Source organism: Streptomyces sp. NPDC091209, assembly GCF_044757755.1.
Taxonomy (GTDB): Bacteria; Actinomycetota; Actinomycetes; order Streptomycetales; family Streptomycetaceae; genus Streptomyces.
Genome location: NZ_JBIVVR010000008.1, coordinates 311584 through 327822, shown reverse-complemented (window position 1 = coordinate 327822; position 16239 = coordinate 311584). Strand labels below are relative to the sequence as shown.

Below are 16239 nucleotides of genomic sequence, written 5' to 3'. Positions count from 1 at the left end.
CCCCCCCCCCCCCCCCCCCACACAACCCCCACACCAAGTCGCGAGCCGTGACCGTACAGGTCCGGCTCCCCCCCCGGGGGGGGGTGGGGCGGCGGCCGGGGGGGGGGGCCCCCCCGCGGGGGGGGGGGGGGGGGGGGGGGGGCCCCCCCCCCCCCCCCCACCCCGGTTCACGGTGTCCTCGCCGGCAGTCGTCCTCGCCGCCAGAACCTCCCCCGTCACCTAGACGAGAGCCGTCCCGGTCCTGAGCCTGCTCGACCCCGGCCGTCAGCGTGCTCGACCCGTTGTCCCTACCAGGACTTCGCGCGACTCCTGCTGAACCGTCGGCTCAGCCGCCGCCCTGTGCCGGGGTCCGTCCACCACCCCGTACCCGCGTGCACGCCCGGACGTGCGCGTGCGCGCACCTTCACCTGACAGCAGATCCACGCCCACGCCAAGGAAACAGTCATGCCGAACCCGACCACCTACGTCCTCGTGCACGGCGCCTGGCACGACGGACAGTGCTGGAACCGCGTCACCCCGCTGCTCACCGCCCAGGGCCACCGGGTCTTCACACCGTCCCTCACGGGCCACGGGGACAAGGCACACCTGCTCAGCCCCGAGGTCGGGCTCACCACCCACGTCGACGACATCGTCGGTCTCATCCTCGACCACGACCTGGACGACATCGTCCTCGTCGGACACAGCTACGCGGGAATGGTCATCTCCAGCGTGGCGAACCGGGTCCCCGAGCGCGTCTCACGCCTGGTGTACATCGACGCGATGGTGCCGACGCACGGTGAGAACGCCATTGACGTCATGCCGCTCACGCGGGCCCTCATCGACGGTGCCGCCGACAGCGTCGAGCCCTGGCGCATTCCGCCGCTTCCGGAGTTCCCCGCGCCGTTCGGCCTCTGCGGCGTCACCGACCCCGATGACATCGCCTGGCTCAGGACCACGCTGGTGGACGAGTCGGTCCTCTGCTTCCAGCAGCCGGCCGAGATGGACAACCCCGCACAGGCGTTGATCCCCCGGGCTCACATTCTCTGCGTCGGCAACCAGCCCGAGGGTGTCACCCGTCGGCCCGTTCCGGAGACTCAGCCCAACGGCGAGGCGTCTCGCGTCCACGAGCTGGAGTCCGGTCACGACTGCATGATCATCAAGCCCGCGGAACTCAGCGACCTGCTGCTCGAAAACGCCTGACCCGCGAAACGAGCACGAGCCGGTCATCCCACCCGTACCTGCTCCACCCCGTCGAACAGCTGAGGTCTCGCCATGTTCATCACGTGTCGCCATCGCCGTCATCGCATTGCGCGCCGCAACCCTCTGACCGCCCGCCACCACCTGATGCGGCATTGAGGTGACGCCGTGGGTCCGGCCACCGGCGTCCGGTCGCGGCGATGCGGCCGGGTGCCGTCCCGGACTTCGACCCGCCGGAGCCGAGCGCCGCCCGGCGGAGGCGGCGGGTGATGCGCCGCCGCCTCCGTCAGCACGCGTCCGTGGCGCGGACCCGGGCTGCCGGACCGCTCAGACGGTGCCGCAGTCGGAGACGACGATCTTCTTCGAGGTGGTGCCGGAACGGCTGCCGAGCGCCTCGATCGCCTTCACGACGTCCATGCCCTGGACGACCTCGCCGAAGACGACGTGCTTGTTGTCCAGCCAGTCGGTGACGATGGTGGTGATGAAGAACTGCGAGCCGTTGGTGTTGGCGCCCGCGTTGGCCATGGACAGCTGACCCGGCTTGGTGTGCTTGAGCGTGAAGTTCTCATCGGCGAACTTCTCGCCGTAGATGCTCTTGCCGCCGGTGCCGTTCTGCCGCGTGAAGTCGCCGCCCTGGAGCATGAAGTCCGGGATGACCCGATGGAACGGCGAGCCCTTGTAACCGTAACCGTGTTCGCCGGTGGCGAGCTCACGGAAGTTCCGCGCGGTCTTCGGGACGACGTCGTCGTAGAGTTTGAACTCGATGCGGCCCAGCGGCTTGCCGTCGGCGGTGACCTCGAAGAAGACGTTGTCGCTCATTGCTCTGCTCCTCATGGATGCGAATGTTCGCCCCCGAGCATAGAGAAGCTGAGGCGGTGGGCGGGTGACCGGGGGTGATCATTCGGCGCGTGGCCCCGGGACGGCGGAGGAACGGGCCGCGGGTGAAACGCGCCGCGGACATCACCGGGGACACCGCGATCTCCGGCGCGTGGCATCCGTCCGCGCCGGCGGGTGTGAATCGAGCTGCGTCCAGCGGCCCGGAAGTTCACCGACAGCGACCGCCCTGGCGGGGGCGCGATTCTTCGACAGGAGTAGTCGGTAAGCGGTTCTCTTTCGCTCATGCCCGGTCACCGGATGTCAGCCTCGGAGATGTTCCGCAGGTGACTCGGGCCTGCGCATACGGTGCGGTCACGTGGCAGGAACGGACCATTGCCGGTCCTGCCGCGTGACCGACAACCAAGGGGAGACGCAATGGCGAGTGTGGAAGTGTCGCTGAAGGAAATGATGACCGAGGCCGAGGGAGCGTTGGGGGCCGCCGTCGTCGACTACACGAGTGGCATGGCACTGGGCACGCTGGGAGGGGGCAAGGATCTGGACATGACGGTCGCCGCCGCCGGCAATACGGATGTCGTCCGCGCGAAAGTGCGCGCCATGGAGCAGCTGGATCTCAAGAGCCGGATCGAGGACATCCTGATCACGCTCGGAAACCAGTACCACCTCATTCGGCCGGTCGCCGGGCGCAACGGCAACGGCTTGTTCCTGTATCTCGTGCTCGACAGGGCGCGCTCGAACCTGGCGATGGCCCGCCACCACCTCAAGCGCGTCGAGGGGCAGTTGGAGATCTAGACCGGCCGGAGCCCTGGGCTGACGTGTGCCCACGATATGAAGACTTCTTCAAGTCGCCATATCAGCACAATCTCAACAGTGGATGCGCGTGGCCACGAGCGACAGGACCGGTACGCGCGGACACGTCCTGCGGCGGCGCCCTTCCGGGTGTCGCCGCGCCGCGGCGAGGCCCGCGTGCCGAGCCGTCCTCCGGGGGCCGGGCCAAAGGACCCTGATGCGGATCCGGTGGCGGCTGACGGATCCGACAGGGCAGGGCGGGGCGGAGGGGACGGGGGACGGTCGCCTGGGCCGCGCGGTCCCGCGGTGGACCGTTTCGAATGGCCGCCGGCCGGGCCTGGCCGCCTGTTGCCGTGGAGCGTCCCGCCCAAGGGAGCAGCCGCCTCCAGGTACCTCGAACGGTGTCCGACCTCCAGGAGGCGGCCGCCGGTCGAGGGCCGCTGCTAGGACGGCGCTTTCATCTCCCGCTGCGCGGCCTTCAGGTCGGCGAGCAGCTCGGCCTGGCCGGTCAGCACCCCGGACAGGATGGTCCGCGCCACCCTGAGCAGCTCCGCCACATGCGGGCTGGTCAGGGAGTAGTACACCGTCGAGCCCTCCTTGCGCGTCACCACCAGGTTCGCTCGGCGCAGCACGGCCAGCTGCTGGGACAGATGCGCGGCTTCGATGCCCACCTCGGGCAGCATCTCCGAGACGGCGTGTTCACGCTCGCTGAGCAGTTCCAGGACGCGGATGCGGGCAGGGTGCCCAAGGGTTTTGAAGAACTCGGCCTTGAGCTGGTACAGCGGCGTGCTCATCGTGCTGTCGCCTCCCCGGAACAGATGTCCGGCCGAGCTGGCCAGTCCTTGGTGCATCGCGTCCATCTACTCGTCAACGACATGGCGCCCATCTTCGTCCGCGGAGTCGGCCGGGCCGAATCCGCGGGCGAGGACCCGGCCACACGTTCGAGCAGTGAAGGTCTCATTACTTGCAAAGATCAGAAATTCAATATATCGCGTGAGCGATGGTGAGAAGCACCCCGCTGCGGCTGGGCGTCGGCTGGCTCAAGGGCCCCGCAGGCCGCCTCACGTACTGTCCCGGCGCAGACGGGCAGCGTCCGCTCCGCTGCGAGGCCCGCATGCTGAAGCTGTCCTTCGGCGGCCGGGCCCAGAGCCCCGCCGTGGACGCGAGCCGCGAAACAGGCCAGGCGCTGTTCACGGATGACGGCCTGTACGCCGAGGTTCATACGCTGCCGCTCCGCCTTCTTCGAGTCGAGCGTGCCGGGTGAGGACAGCGGCCCGCAATCAGGTGGACCAGCCGCTGGTACGCCACTGTTGCCGACCGTCTTCGCTCTGGACGTGGGCGTCATGTTCGGCGACGGCCGCCGCGAGGTCGGTGTGGATGGTGATGGGCGGGCGGTCGCCGTCAGGTACGAGGGAGCCGTCGGCGGGGATCGCGGCCAGTTCCAGGCTGCGTCCGTGGGCGCTGAGTCGGCGCGCTGCCTCAACGACGGCGAGCTGCCCGTTGACGGACCAGCTGCGCAGCCCGCTCATGTCGACGACGACCGGGCCGGTGCCGCGGGCCAGGACCCAGCCGACGGCACCGGCGAAGCGATGCGCACCCTCGGGTCCGAGGTGCCCGGAGAGGGAGAGGACACTGAAATCCTCTCCGGCGGTGTAGTGCCATTCGATCGTCATGATGATGAACCTTCTTGTGGGTATTGCCTGTTCGGCTCGTCTCCTGGACCGGCTCGGGTCACAGGGGCAGGGTGATCCAGATGCTTTTGCCGTTTCCGTCGGCGTCACCCCGGACGACGGCGGTGCCGCCCAGGCTGAGCGTGAGTTCCATGACGGTGCCCAGACCACTGGCCCCCGTGTCGATCGCGGTCCCGTACAGGGCCGGCTGGTGGGGATGTCGGTCGTGGACGGCGAAAGCCAGGCAGTCGGAGCCGGCCGCATAGATGACGGTCAGCTGGGGGGAAAGCGTCACCGCGTGCCGGACGCTGTTGGTGACCAGTTCGCCGAGGATCAGCAGGGCAGGGTCGACGGTGGGGTGGCGCAGGCTGATCCCCCATTCGGTCAGGGACTGTTCAGCGGTCTGGCGGGACAGCCGGACAGCGGACGGCTCGTTGGGCAGGGTGAGGACGTGCCGGTAGGGCAGGGCTTCGAACATCAGGTCCGCGTCCCTCCGGCCGGCCGGAAGCCGGATACCGTCCGGGGGCGGCTGCGGACGATCGCATCGTGCGGGCCGTGGCTCCAGCCGGCGAGCGTACGGCGGTAGTGGGCGGCCTCGTTCGGGTCGGTGACCACCTCGGCGGGCCCGGCGACGGTCACCGTCCAGCCGGTGCCGGCGCTGGTCGCGGCCCGGACCTCGTCCACGGGGTACGTCGCAGACAGCCGGACCGCAGCGGCCTGCACCGGGGTACGCACCACCAGCCGCCCGAAGTCCCCCACGTGCCGGGCCGGGCGGATGACGGTCAGATCCCGCCGCACGAGGACGAGGCGATCCGACGCGGCCCCCTCCAGCAGCCACAATGCCTCCGCGCCGGTGACCTCGACCCTGCGCAGGGCGGCGGGAGCGGCGCTCATCGGGGTGTCTCCTCTCTCGTCTCCGTGACGTTGTGGGTGGACTTCCGGGCAGCGCGAAGGACCCCGGCCTTCTCCAGGTGGTCGCGGGCCCCGTGGATCGCTTCGGGGGTAGTGGCGTACTCGGGGCCCTCCAGCCGCAGGAGGTCCAACACGCCGACGGAGTCGAGCACTTGTCGCTGCTCCGGCCTGATTCCGGAGGTCAGGACGACGATTCCGCGCCGGTTCAGCTTCTGGACCGCGTCCTTGAGCACCAGCGCCCCGGTCGCGTCCATGGTCGACACCCGTGACATGCGAAGGATCACCACACGTACGTCGGCCACCTCTGTCATCTCCAGCAGGAAGCGGTGCGCGGCGGCGAAGAACATGGGCCCGTCGACGCGGTAGGCAATGATGTGCTCGGCGAGCAGGGCATGTTCCTCGGCGGTGTGGTCTCCGCGGTCGAGAGGAACCTGGTCGAAGCGGGCCTGCTTGGCGACGGCGCGCAACGCGAGGGCGCCCGCGACGACCAGGCCGATGATGACGGCGTACACGAGATCGAGGGCCAGCGTGGCGACGGCGGTCAGGACGAGGATCAGCGCGTCCGAGCGGGTGGCCTTCACCATCGCCCGCAGCGAACCGACCTCGACCATGCGGATCGCGGTGGCCAGCAGCACACCGGCGAGGGCCGCCAGCGGGATCTTCGAGACGAGAGGCGCTGCCGCGAAGACGATCACCGCGAGGATCGCGGCGTGAGTGAGGGCGGCGAGCCGGGAGCTCGCACCGGTGCGCACGTTGACCGCGGTGCGCGCGATCGCCCCGGTCGCCGGCACGCCACCGAACAGCGGGGCGGCGATGTTGGCAAGGCCCTGGCCGAACAGCTCCCTATCCGGGTCGTACCGCTGGCCGACGGTCATGCCGTCGGCGACCGAGGCCGACAACAGCGACTCCAGCGCGGCCAGCGCCGCGACCGCCACCGCGGGGGCCGACAAGGAGCCGAGCGAGCTCAGGTCGAGGAAGGAGAGCGAGGGCGCGGGCAGCCCCGACGGCAGTTCACCGATCGGTTTCGCCCCGGTCAGCCCGGCGGCCTGTGCCACGACCGTGGCGGCGATCACCGCGACGATGGAGAACGGCACGGTCGGACGCCACCGGGCTCCCAGGAGCATGACCGCGGCCACCGCGACGGAGACGGCGACGGCCGTCCAGTTCGGGTGCCGCACGAACTCCTCGACGGCTCGCCAGGCCACCACCAGGACCCGGTCGCCCTCCGGTTCGGGCACGCCGAGCGCGCCCGGAATCTGCTGCAGTCCGATCACGCACGCGATGCCCAGCGTGAAGCCCTCGACGACCGGCGCGGGCACGTACTGCATGTACCGTCCGGCCTTCAGCACGGCGAGGCCGACGAGCATCACTCCAGCCATCACGCCGACCGTGAGGACGCCTGTCGGACCGTACCGGCCCACGATCGGTACCAGCACCACCGTCATGGCGCCCGTCGGCCCCGACACCTGCAGATTCGATCCGCCGAACAACGCGGCGAGGACGCCCGCGACGACGGCGGTGGCCAGGCCCGCCTCGGCGCCGAGCCCGGAGGAGACGCCGAAGCCGAGGGCGAGCGGCAGCGCGACGATGGCCACGGTCAGCCCGGCGAGCAGGTCCCGGCGGGGATTGCGTCCCATTTCCGCAAGGTCGCCGCGGGTGGGCAGCAGCGAGGTGATCCGGGCCCGGACCCGGCTGATCCCCGATGTCATTGCGCGGCGACCTCGGTCTCCAGCAGCTCGGCCGGCAGTTCGTTGCGCCGGGACGGCATCGGGGTCAGGATCCGGCGCGCGGCCTTCATCAGGTCTGCCACGTCCCCGTCGGCCATTCCGTACACGACCGTCGAGCCGTCCCGCGTGGTGGTGACGATCCCGGACCGGCGCAGTGCCGCCAGCCGCTGAGACAGGCTCGACGGCTCCACCTCGATCTCCCCGAGCAGTTCCCGTACCGGCCGGGGGCCGTCCTGGAGCAGCTCCAGCACCCGTATCCGTACGGGATGCCCGAGCATCCGGACGAGCTCGGCCTTGGCCTGGTACAGCGGAACGGACACAGCCCCTCGACTTCCCCGGACGGCGCCCCACCCGGGGCGGACAAGGGCTGTGCCCACGACTACCTGCAGGTACAGCGAATACAGCATCTAACCAATTGCTAAATTTGGCAATTCAGCAAGAGCCTGCCGCCCCGGTCACCCGCGCGTCGCGGATCAGGCCTTCTTGACCACGCTGGACTTGAGCTGCATCGCCCCGAAACCGTCGACCTTGCAGTCGATGTCGTGGCCGTCGACGCCGTCGACCAACCGGATGCCGCGCACCTTGGTGCCTGCCTTGATCCCCGAGGGGCTCCCCTTGACCTTGAGCGCCTTGACGACAACCACGCTGTCGCCGTCCCGCAGCACATTGCCGACAGCGTCCTTGACGACCCGCTCCCCGGTGGTGGCCCCACCCTCGGCGGCGCTGGCGTCGGGAACCCATTCGTGGCCGCACTCCGGGCACACCACAAGGGCGTTCATCTCGTAGGTGTACTCACATGAGCACGTCGGACAGGGAGGAAGATTTTCGATCATTCCGCCAGGGTATCCGGCCCTGGCCACCGGCCGGCCCGTAGCTCCGGCCTGCTGGATCCCGGCCACATCGACGGATCCGAGCGGCCTCGGGTCGGAACGGGACGCGCACGTGGGGATTGGGGGTCGCGTTCAGCCCCTGACGCCAAACGAGCCAGGGGCTGAACGGAGCGCCCTTCGGTCGCCCCGTGTGGTCGACGGGTCCGGCTACTCCACTTTCGCCCAGTCGAGCGTGCGCTCCACCGCCCTCTTCCAGTCGGCGTACCCCTGCTGGCGCCGGTCCTCCGACCACTGGGGCTCCCAGCGCTTGGACTCCTGCCAGTGGGTGCGCAGTTCGTCGGTGTCCTTCCAGAAGCCGGTGGCCAGACCCGCCGCGTAACAGGCGCCGAGCGCCGTGGTCTCGGCGACGACGGGACGGCTGACCGGTACGCCGAGGACGTCGGCCTGGATCTGCATGCACAGGTCGTTTGCGGTCACGCCGCCGTCGACCTTCAGCACGTCGAGGTGGACTCCGGAGTCCTGCTCCATGGCCTCGACGACATCGCGGCTCTGGTAGCAGATCGCCTCCAGGGTCGCCCGGGCCAGGTGGGCGTTGCTGTTGTATCGGGCGAGACCGACGATCGCGCCGCGGGCGTCGGAGCGCCAGTAAGGGGCGAACAGTCCCGAGAACGCCGGGACGAAGTACATCCCGCCGTTGTCCTCCACGCTGCGGGCCAGCGTCTCGCTCTCGGCCGCGTTGGTGATGATCTTCATCTGGTCGCGCAGCCACTGCACCGCGGATCCGGTGACCGCGATGGAGCCTTCCAGCGCGTAGACGGCGGGGCTGTCGCCGAACCGGTAGGCGAGGGTCGTCAGCAGGCCGTGCTGCGAACGGACCAGCTCCGTACCGGTGTTGAGGACCAGGAAGTTGCCCGTGCCGTAGGTGTTCTTCGCCTCGCCGGGCGCGTAGCAGACCTGTCCGACCGTGGCCGCCTGCTGGTCACCGAGCACCCCGGTGATGGGGATGGAGGCGCGCAACGGCCGCGAGGTGCGCGTCGTACCGAACGCCTCGCGGTCCGACGAGGAGTTGATTTTGGGCAGCATGGCGCGCGGCACGCCGAAGAAGCCCAGCAGTTCGTCGTCCCAGTCGAGGGTTTCGAGGTTCATCAGCATGGTGCGGCTGGCGTTGGTCACGTCGGTGGCGTGGATACCGCCGTCGGGGCCGCCGGTCAGGTTCCACAGCACCCAGGCGTCCGTGTTGCCGAAGAGCGCGTGGCCCGCTTCCGCCGCTTCGCGGACGCCGTCGACGTTCTCCAGGATCCACTGGATCTTGCCGCCGGAGAAGTAGGTCGCCGGAGGCAGCCCCGCCTTGCGGCGGATCACGTCGCCCTGGCCGGAACGTTCCAGGGCCGCGGCGATGGAGTCGGTCCTGGTGTCCTGCCACACGATGGCGTTGTAGTACGGACGGCCGGTGCGCGGGTCCCACACGACGGTGGTCTCCCGCTGGTTGGTGATGCCGATCGCCGCCAGGTCCTCCGCGGTCAGGTTTCCGTGCCGCAGGGCGTTCTGGATCACCGAGTTGGTGCGTTCCCAGATCTCCACCGGGTCGTGCTCGACCCACCCGGAGCGCGGAAGGATCTGGGCGTGTTCCAGTTGATGCTTCGCCACCTCGTTGCCGGCGTGGTCGAAGATCATGAATCGGGTGCTGGTGGTCCCTTGGTCCACCGCGCCCACGAAGTCAGCCATGTGGTGCCGCCTCTGCTGGGGGTGTTGCGGGAGTCAGGACTGGGACGGCGGGACGCGTCCCGCCGGTTCGGCCTCGGCCGTCGGCAGGAAGCGGCCGACGAAGATCTTGTACACGCCGGCGCCGAGCACGCCACCGATGAACGGACCGAGGATCGGCACCCAGAAGTAGAAGTTCCCGTACTGATCTCGCCACGCCCCTCCGTATCCCGTGAGGAAGCTGGCCAGCCGGGGACCGAAGTCACGGGCCGGGTTGATCGCGTAGCCCGCGAGGGTGCCCCAGGCCATCCCGATGCCCACGACGAGCAGGCCGACGATGAACGGGCCCAGGTTCGCCCCGGGAGGGGTGTTCAGCAGGTCCGTGACGGCCATGATCACCAGCAGCAGGATCGCGGTGCCGATGATCTGGTCGCGGAACGCGCCCCACTCGTGGACCGGCAGGTTCGGGTTGCCGTTGGCGGGCAGCGTGGAGAAGACGCCCTGGGTCTTGATGGTGTGCCCGGGGTCGGCCTTCGCCAGCGCGTCCGTGTAGTTCCAGCGCACGATCAGCGCCGCCACGAAGGCACCGAGCGTCTGGGCCACCACGTAGGGCGCCACCTTGCGCCAGGGGAATCCCCTGAACGTGGCCAGGGCGAGCGTCACCGCGGGGTTGAGGTGCCCGCCGCTCAGCCGTGCCGCGACATAGACGCCCATGGTGACGCCGATACCCCATGCCCAGGCGATGCTGTCGTGGTTTCCCAGACCGCCGGGTGGCGTCGTGAGGGCGCCGCCGGCGACCACCTGGGCCACCACGCCGCACCCGAAGAGGATGAGGATCATCGTGCCGAGGAATTCGGCGGACACTTCGCCGATCAACCCCGACTTTCTGTACCACTCAGTCATGGAAGCCCACTTCCCGCCGGTCCAGGACCGGCCGTTGACCGCCGCCCGAGCCCTCCCTCACATCAGCATAGAATGATCAAGAGTGAATCGCATCAAAAGGTAAATATCCTGTTTTGTTGCTCCATGTGACAGGTGAGGGCGGGCGCCGGAGGCATCAGGCCGGCACGGTGACGATGCCGAGCGGTGCGCTGGTCGGCTGTCGCGATCCACCCGCCGGTTCGGCCGTGATGCCTACGGCGCTGACGTCGTCCAGGGATCCGTGGAGCAACTGCGCGTGTCCCCCGCCTGAGCCGGGGACCAGGCCCGCCGGGCGAAGGCCGCCGGCCTTCGCGGCGTACCAGAGTTCGTAGACCTGGTCATGGGAGAGGCGGGGCAGGCCCGAGGCGATGAAGGCCGCCCGGCCCTGCGCACGGGAGGCGACCACACTGATGTCGGCTCCGTTGGCCAGCTTCCGCGTGCTGATCGTGGCGTCCCGGGCGGTGAGGACGTCGGCGAGCGCGGAGGCCTGTGCCTTCCTGGCCGCGACCTCGGCGCGCGCCTCGTCCGCCTGCGTGTGCTGCCATGCGGCGAGGCCGCCGAGCGCACCGGCCAGGGCCAGGCACGCGGCCAGGGCCAGGCGCAGCGCCCGCTGACGGACCGGAAGGCCGCGTCGAACGCCGTGCGGGAGGCGCTCCTGACGGGTGTGGGCGATCCGGTCGAGGACGCGTCGGCGCAGCTCGGGGGAGGGGTCCGCCTCCTCCGCCGAGGCGAGTCGCAGCGTGACCCCGGACAGTTCCGCCACCTCGTCCCGGCAGTCGGCGCAGGCGGCCAGATGGTTCTCGAAGGACGCTTCCTCGGCCGCCGGCAGGGCGTGCAGTACGTACGCCCCGACGAGCTGGTGCGGGTCTTCGGCGCCGCTCATCACCTGGCCTCCAGACACCTGCGGAGCACGCGCAGCCCCGAACGCATCCTGGACTTCACGGTGCCCGCCGGAGTGGCCAGACAGGCGGCCACCTCCAGATAGGTCATGCCCTGGTAGTAGGCGAGCACCAGCGGTACGCGCTGATGCCGCTCGAGGGTGGCGAGGCAGCGCTGGACGCGATGGTGGTCCTCGTGCCGCTCCACGGCCTCGGCCACCTCGTCGAAGGGCCGGTCCTCCGCGAGCAGCGCGCTGCGCCGTTCACGCGCCGTGCCGGCCTCGACGTACCGCACCCGGTCCACGGCCCTTCGGTGCGCGAGCGTGAGCACCCATCCCCGGGCGGTGCCGCGTTCGGGTCGATAGCGTTCCGCGGTCCGCCAGATCTCCACCATCACGTCCTGTGTCACCTCCTCGGCCTGCGCCTCGTCCCGCAGCACACGGCAGATCAGGCCCTTGACCGGCCGCGCGAGGGCGTCGTAGACATCGGCGAACGCGTCGTGGTCGCCCTGCGCCGCTCGCTCGAGCCGGGCGTCCAGCCACGCGTCCGCAGAGGTGCGCTGTCGCGAACCGTGTCCGTCCTGGCCGGTCTTGGGCATCACTCACAGAATCCGTCCGTCGCCGCCTTCTCACCTGAACCGCCCCGGCTCGACTCTCCGTCGCTGCGGTCTTCTCCGCAGCCCGGCGCGGCCGTTCGCCGACCAGGTGCCCAGGTGCCCAGGTGCCCAGGTTCACGGTGCAGGTCACCGTGCCGGAGGCCGCGCCGTCCGGCGGTGTCGGCGGACCGGGCCGCGGAGGCGGCGGGCATCGACACCGTGTACGTCGACACCGTGTATTCGTAGCCACCCCGTGCCTCGTACGAGTCGAGCGTGCCGCGATGTGCGCGCGCCTGGCCATGAGGCTCGGCAAGGCTCTGGGCACCCGAGGACCGGACCTGTCCGTCTTCTCCCGAAAACTCGTAGGGAAAACTTACTGAGGTCTATCCTCATACATACCTTTCGTCGCTCCGAATACCTTATGTCCCGCGCATCGAGGGCCTTGGAACGTACCGACAGTCTCGGCGCGAACTCCCGTGACACCGGCTCCCGTTGTGCACGTCCAACACATTCCGAGGGAGGTGAGTCCGATGACCACACGCTTGAGCGCCCGGCGCCTGCTCGCCGGTGCGGCCGCGACAGGCCTGCTGGCCGGCGGGGCCGCGCTCGGCCTGTCCGGTTCCGCCGCCGCGACCACGGCACCTTCGCCCACGCCGTCGGCGACCGCTGACCACCACGGTCACCACGACCGCTGCGAGTGGAAGAAGGGCCACTGGGAGAACAAGTGGGTGCCCGGACACTGGGTCAAGAAGTGGGTCCACCAGGACACCCGGCACCACGGCCATCACAGCCACGGCTGGATGCAGAAGTGGGTCTACGTTCCCGGCCACTGGGACCACGTGTGGGTCAAGGGCCACTGGGACTGCCGCCAGCACGACCACCAGCACTGAGCGTTCCGGTCGAGGTGTGAGGACCGGGTGCGGCCATCCCGCTCCCGGTCCGCCTGACTCTGGGCGCGCCGGAAACGCGTTGAACAGGACCGATGCCGTTGGTTAGGCTCGCCCGATGACCACACGCACTTTCCGTATCACCGTTCGCGGTGTCTTCGACGGGCTCAGCGCCGACCAGCGTGCCGAACTGCTGGCCCGCGCGGCAGAGCATGACGTCCTGCAGGCATCCTTCACCCCCGAGGGGCATCTCAGCTACGACGTGGCCGCCCGGCCGGCCTTCACCTTCCGCTTCCTGGACTCGGGAGAGGCGGAGGAGGACATCCTGGAGGCGGTCGAACGGGCCGAGGCCGCCGCGACAGCCTGGCTGTCCGAGCGCGGCTACGGCTTCAAGCGGCTCAAATCCCAGGGCGAGGATCTCTCGCAGGCCCCCCTCGGCAAGCGGCAACGGCGGGCCATCGCCCAGGCCGCCCCCTGATCCCTTGCGCTTCATGGGGCGCTCATGTTCCGGATATGCTTGAGTAGTCAAGGAGGTGTCAATGAGCAGGGGACTGGACGCGGCACTGCGCCTGGTGAGGGCACAGGCCGCCCTGGTGAAGCGGTTCGACGCGAGCCTCGGCGGACTGCACGGGGTGAGCCTGGCCGACTTCACGCTGCTGCTGCGTCTGTCCGAGGCCCCGGGCGACCGTATGCGCCGGGTGGATCTGGCCGAGGCGCTCGGGCTGACCGCCTCCGGCGTCACCCGGGGTCTCGTACCCCTGGAGCGCATCGGCCTGGTCAGGCGGGACGCGGACGCCCGTGACGCGCGGGTCGCCTACGCGGCGCTCACGGAGACCGGCCGCGAGCGGCTGGCGGACATGCGCGTCACCGCCGAACAGGTCGCCGGGGAGATCTTCGCCGAGCCGCCGTGGACCAAGGAGGAGGCGGCACAGTTCGCCGGCCTCCTCGGCCGTCTCGGCGGCACGGGGCTGGCCCGGCGCGAGCCGGGCGGCTCCTGATCCGTGCCGCTGCCGGTCTCGGACAGAGCTGCCACGGGGCGATCCGATCGAGGCCGGCATCCCGCGCGGTGGGTGTCCGCTTCCGAGGTGGCGCTCCTTCCGAGGCCACGGTCCTTCCGAGGCGGCCACGAACGCCGTGCCGCCAGGTGGGGGGCGTCGGCGCGGCGGCCGGGCCTGTGACGCCTTGCCTGTCTCGTGAGCTCGGCGCACTCTGGGGGCATGGGAGCTCGCGACGGGCCCACGCTCATCACCTCCGTTCAGCGGGCCTTCCGCCTGCTGGAGGCGGTGAGCGCGCACGAGAACGGCGCGCCCGCCAAACAGCTGGCACGCGAGACCGAGCTGCCTCTCGCCACCGCCTACCACCTGCTGCGGACCCTCGTCCACGACGGATACATACGCAAACTTGACGACGGTGGCTTCATCCTGGGTGACAAGATGCAGACGCTGCGGACCCAGGGCCGCGGGCAGGCGCTGCTCAGCCGGATCCGTCCCACGCTCGCCGCTCTGCGTGACGAACTCGCGTCCGCCGCCTACCTCACCTTCTACGAGGAGGGCGAGATCAGGGTCGCCGAGATCGTCGACGGGCCCCGGGCGCCCCGAGTCGACCTCTGGGTCGGATTCGAGGACGCGGGGCACGCCACCGCGCTGGGCAAGTCCGTACTGCGCGCGCTGGACGAGGAAGCCCGCAATGACTACCTCGCCCGGCACACCCTCGCCGACCTCACACCGCGGACCATCACCAGCCGACCGGAACTGTTGCGGCGCCTGGCCTCGTCGCCCGTCGCCCCGGCCGTCACGGACCTGGAGGAGTACGCCCTCGGCACGGTCTGCGTCGCCGTACCGGTCTACAGCGGGGACACGCTCGGCTCGCTCGGCGTGTCACTCCCCGCCGAACGGTTGCCCCGGCTGGAGGAAGTCCTGGCGCGACTGATCCCGACCGCAAACCGGGTGACCAGAAGCCTGTCGCTCACTATCTGAAATCCCTGTGCTTGTGGCGGACGCCTCGAACGTCTTTCCTGTATCAATCGGACATTTCAGTGATGAACCCAGGTGAGGACTGCGGACAAACATGAGTCAGGCCCGAGAGCCCGGTAGCGAGCACTGGCCGGAACGGACGTTCATGAACCGAGGAGTCGGTTCGTGGGCGGCGGTCCGCAAGCGCGCCGCCCACCTCGCCTTCGGCACGCCGGTGCTGCCTTTACTGATCGTCGCAGCCATCGTGCTCGTCGACCTGGCCGGCGGAGCGGGGGTGATCTGGCTGCCGCTGCTGGCCGCCGGACCCGCGCTGGCTGCCACCACCAGCCGGCCGTACGGAGTTCTCTGTGTCGGCCTTCTGGCCGCGGCGCTGAGCGCGATGCTCGGCACCCGGGACGGTGTCCCGGGCGGCGAGCTCGCGGCCGTCCTGTCCGCCCTGGCCGCCGTCACGCTGGCGAGCGCCCTGGCCAGCGCGCTGCGCTGGCGCCGGGAGCGGGTCCTCGCGGCCGTCCGCTCCGTCGCCGAGGCGGCCCAGCACGCCGTGCTCGCGCCCATACCGTCGAGCGTCGGACCGTTCCAGGTGGCCGTCCGCTACAGCGCCGCCGCGGCGGAGGCACGGATCGGCGGAGATCTCTACGCGCTGGTGCCCACGCCGTACGGGGTCAGGATGATCATCGGTGACGTCCGTGGCAAGGGGCTTCCTGCCGTGGGTACGGCCGCGCTCGTACTCGGTGTCTTCCGCGAGGCCGCCTACGACGAGCCCGACCTCCTCGCCGTCGTCGGCCGCATCGAGCGGAGCCTGGCGCGGAACCTGGGGTACGACGACTTCGTGACCGCCGTGGTCGCCGGGTATCCGGAGCCGGGCCGGCTGGAGGTCGTCAACTGCGGACACGCGCCCCCGTTGCACGTCCGTGCGTCCGGGAGTGTGGCGTCGGTCGACCCCGTGAACCCCGCTCCGCCCCTGGGGCTGCGGGCCCTCACGGGAGAGTCGCCGAGTCTTCAGGTGCTGCCTCTGGCCGACGGTGACCAGCTTCTGCTCTACACCGACGGGGTCACCGAGGCCCGCGACCACGGTCGCGAGTTCTACGCCCTCGCCGAAGGGCTGGCACGGCATGTGTCCGACGAGCCGGCGTCCACCCTCGCCGCGCTCGACGCCGAGCTCCAGGCGCATGTGGGCGGCCGTCTGCACGACGACGCGGCCCTGCTCCTGTTGCGCAAGCCGGCCGTGTCCGACCCGTCGCCCGCGGTCGTTACGGGCGGCGGCTCCGTCACCGTCCCCTCCCCTCCCCGGCCGCCCGCCGCGGGAGCGGGTGTGGGCTGCGGCCGGGTGGCGGAGTAGCCCTTCG

20 protein-coding genes are annotated in these 16239 nt (G+C 70.1%); 8 read left to right on the top strand and 12 right to left on the bottom strand.

Going from position 1 to position 16239, the window contains the following annotated elements; translation table 11 throughout:
* The first annotated feature begins 444 nt into the window (after positions 1 to 444).
* Positions 445 to 1179 carry an alpha/beta fold hydrolase gene (locus tag ACIQRL_RS24840; RefSeq protein WP_401335151.1) on the top strand — a complete coding sequence of 245 codons (735 nt, stop codon included), beginning with the start codon at positions 445 to 447 and terminating at the stop codon, positions 1177 to 1179.
* Between the two features lie 324 nt (positions 1180 to 1503).
* Here the strand turns inward: ACIQRL_RS24840 and ACIQRL_RS24835 are convergent, their stop codons facing one another.
* Entirely contained in the window at positions 1504 to 1995 is a 492-nt protein-coding gene (locus ACIQRL_RS24835) for a peptidylprolyl isomerase (protein ID WP_355841877.1), read from the bottom strand.
* Between the two features lie 432 nt (positions 1996 to 2427).
* Between ACIQRL_RS24835 and ACIQRL_RS24830 the strand changes: the two genes are divergently transcribed.
* Entirely contained in the window at positions 2428 to 2802 is a 375-nt protein-coding gene (locus ACIQRL_RS24830; RefSeq protein WP_401335148.1) for a hypothetical protein, read from the top strand.
* Positions 2803 to 3242: 440 nt separating this feature from the next.
* Here ACIQRL_RS24830 and ACIQRL_RS24825 read toward each other — a convergent pair whose 3' ends face one another.
* Entirely contained in the window at positions 3243 to 3593 is a 351-nt protein-coding gene (locus ACIQRL_RS24825) for an ArsR/SmtB family transcription factor (protein WP_401335145.1), read from the bottom strand.
* 206 nt (positions 3594 to 3799) lie between these two features.
* Between ACIQRL_RS24825 and ACIQRL_RS24820 the strand changes: the two genes are divergently transcribed.
* Positions 3800 to 4063 carry a hypothetical protein gene (locus tag ACIQRL_RS24820; protein WP_401335143.1) on the top strand — a complete coding sequence of 88 codons (264 nt, stop codon included), beginning with the start codon at positions 3800 to 3802 and terminating at the stop codon, positions 4061 to 4063.
* A 16-nt stretch (positions 4064 to 4079) separates the two neighbouring features.
* Here the strand turns inward: ACIQRL_RS24820 and ACIQRL_RS24815 are convergent, their stop codons facing one another.
* The 10 genes from ACIQRL_RS24815 to sigK all read right to left on the bottom strand — a co-directional run bounded on the left by ACIQRL_RS24815 (position 4080) and on the right by sigK (position 12036).
* The gene (locus tag ACIQRL_RS24815) at positions 4080 to 4472 is read right to left on the bottom strand and encodes an STAS domain-containing protein (RefSeq protein ID WP_401335140.1); all 393 of its coding nucleotides are present in this window, start codon (positions 4470 to 4472) and stop codon (positions 4080 to 4082) included.
* A gap of 58 nt (positions 4473 to 4530) precedes the next feature.
* Entirely contained in the window at positions 4531 to 4947 is a 417-nt protein-coding gene (locus tag ACIQRL_RS24810) for an ATP-binding protein (protein WP_401335138.1), read from the bottom strand.
* Positions 4947 to 5363: a pyridoxamine 5'-phosphate oxidase family protein gene (locus ACIQRL_RS24805; RefSeq protein ID WP_401335135.1), complete on the bottom strand. Its 417-nt coding sequence runs from the start codon at positions 5361 to 5363 to the stop codon at positions 4947 to 4949. Before ACIQRL_RS24805 ends, ACIQRL_RS24810 begins: the two co-directional genes overlap by 1 nt.
* Complete coding sequence (locus ACIQRL_RS24800) at positions 5360 to 7090, bottom strand: SulP family inorganic anion transporter (RefSeq protein ID WP_401335133.1); 1731 nt, start codon at positions 7088 to 7090, stop codon at positions 5360 to 5362. The genes ACIQRL_RS24805 and ACIQRL_RS24800 overlap by 4 nt, the downstream gene beginning before the upstream one ends.
* Positions 7087 to 7428 carry an ArsR/SmtB family transcription factor gene (locus ACIQRL_RS24795; RefSeq protein WP_401335131.1) on the bottom strand — a complete coding sequence of 114 codons (342 nt, stop codon included), beginning with the start codon at positions 7426 to 7428 and terminating at the stop codon, positions 7087 to 7089. The genes ACIQRL_RS24800 and ACIQRL_RS24795 overlap by 4 nt, the downstream gene beginning before the upstream one ends.
* 153 nt (positions 7429 to 7581) lie before the next feature.
* On the bottom strand, positions 7582 to 7941 hold the full coding sequence (locus ACIQRL_RS24790; protein ID WP_401335128.1) for a zinc ribbon domain-containing protein YjdM: 360 nt from the start codon (positions 7939 to 7941) through the stop codon (positions 7582 to 7584).
* A 204-nt stretch (positions 7942 to 8145) separates the two neighbouring features.
* The gene (gene glpK, locus ACIQRL_RS24785; protein WP_401335126.1) at positions 8146 to 9663 is read right to left on the bottom strand and encodes a glycerol kinase GlpK; all 1518 of its coding nucleotides are present in this window, start codon (positions 9661 to 9663) and stop codon (positions 8146 to 8148) included.
* Positions 9664 to 9696: 33 nt separating this feature from the next.
* Positions 9697 to 10542, bottom strand: a complete 846-nt coding sequence (locus tag ACIQRL_RS24780; RefSeq protein ID WP_401335123.1) for an MIP/aquaporin family protein — start codon at positions 10540 to 10542, stop codon at positions 9697 to 9699.
* 154 nt (positions 10543 to 10696) lie between these two features.
* The gene (locus tag ACIQRL_RS24775) at positions 10697 to 11443 is read right to left on the bottom strand and encodes an anti-sigma factor domain-containing protein (protein ID WP_401335121.1); all 747 of its coding nucleotides are present in this window, start codon (positions 11441 to 11443) and stop codon (positions 10697 to 10699) included.
* Positions 11443 to 12036 carry an ECF RNA polymerase sigma factor SigK gene (gene sigK, locus ACIQRL_RS24770; protein ID WP_401335119.1) on the bottom strand — a complete coding sequence of 198 codons (594 nt, stop codon included), beginning with the start codon at positions 12034 to 12036 and terminating at the stop codon, positions 11443 to 11445. The genes ACIQRL_RS24775 and sigK overlap by 1 nt, the downstream gene beginning before the upstream one ends.
* 527 nt (positions 12037 to 12563) lie before the next feature.
* On the opposite strand from sigK, the gene ACIQRL_RS24765 reads away from it, so the two are divergent.
* The 5 genes from ACIQRL_RS24765 (at position 12564) to ACIQRL_RS24745 (ending at position 16232) form a co-directional block, all read left to right on the top strand.
* Positions 12564 to 12923, top strand: a complete 360-nt coding sequence (locus ACIQRL_RS24765; RefSeq protein ID WP_401335116.1) for a hypothetical protein — start codon at positions 12564 to 12566, stop codon at positions 12921 to 12923.
* Between the two features lie 115 nt (positions 12924 to 13038).
* Positions 13039 to 13398: a DUF6204 family protein gene (locus tag ACIQRL_RS24760; RefSeq protein WP_401335114.1), complete on the top strand. Its 360-nt coding sequence runs from the start codon at positions 13039 to 13041 to the stop codon at positions 13396 to 13398.
* A gap of 61 nt (positions 13399 to 13459) precedes the next feature.
* Positions 13460 to 13918 carry a MarR family winged helix-turn-helix transcriptional regulator gene (locus ACIQRL_RS24755; RefSeq protein ID WP_401335111.1) on the top strand — a complete coding sequence of 153 codons (459 nt, stop codon included), beginning with the start codon at positions 13460 to 13462 and terminating at the stop codon, positions 13916 to 13918.
* Between the two features lie 219 nt (positions 13919 to 14137).
* Positions 14138 to 14896 (top strand): IclR family transcriptional regulator, encoded by a 759-nt coding sequence (locus tag ACIQRL_RS24750; RefSeq protein WP_401335108.1) that lies wholly within the window; start codon positions 14138 to 14140, stop codon positions 14894 to 14896.
* Between the two features lie 91 nt (positions 14897 to 14987).
* A complete protein-coding gene (locus tag ACIQRL_RS24745; protein WP_401335106.1) occupies positions 14988 to 16232 on the top strand; it encodes a PP2C family protein-serine/threonine phosphatase in 1245 nt (414 codons plus the stop codon).
* The last annotated feature ends 7 nt before the right edge of the window (positions 16233 to 16239 follow it).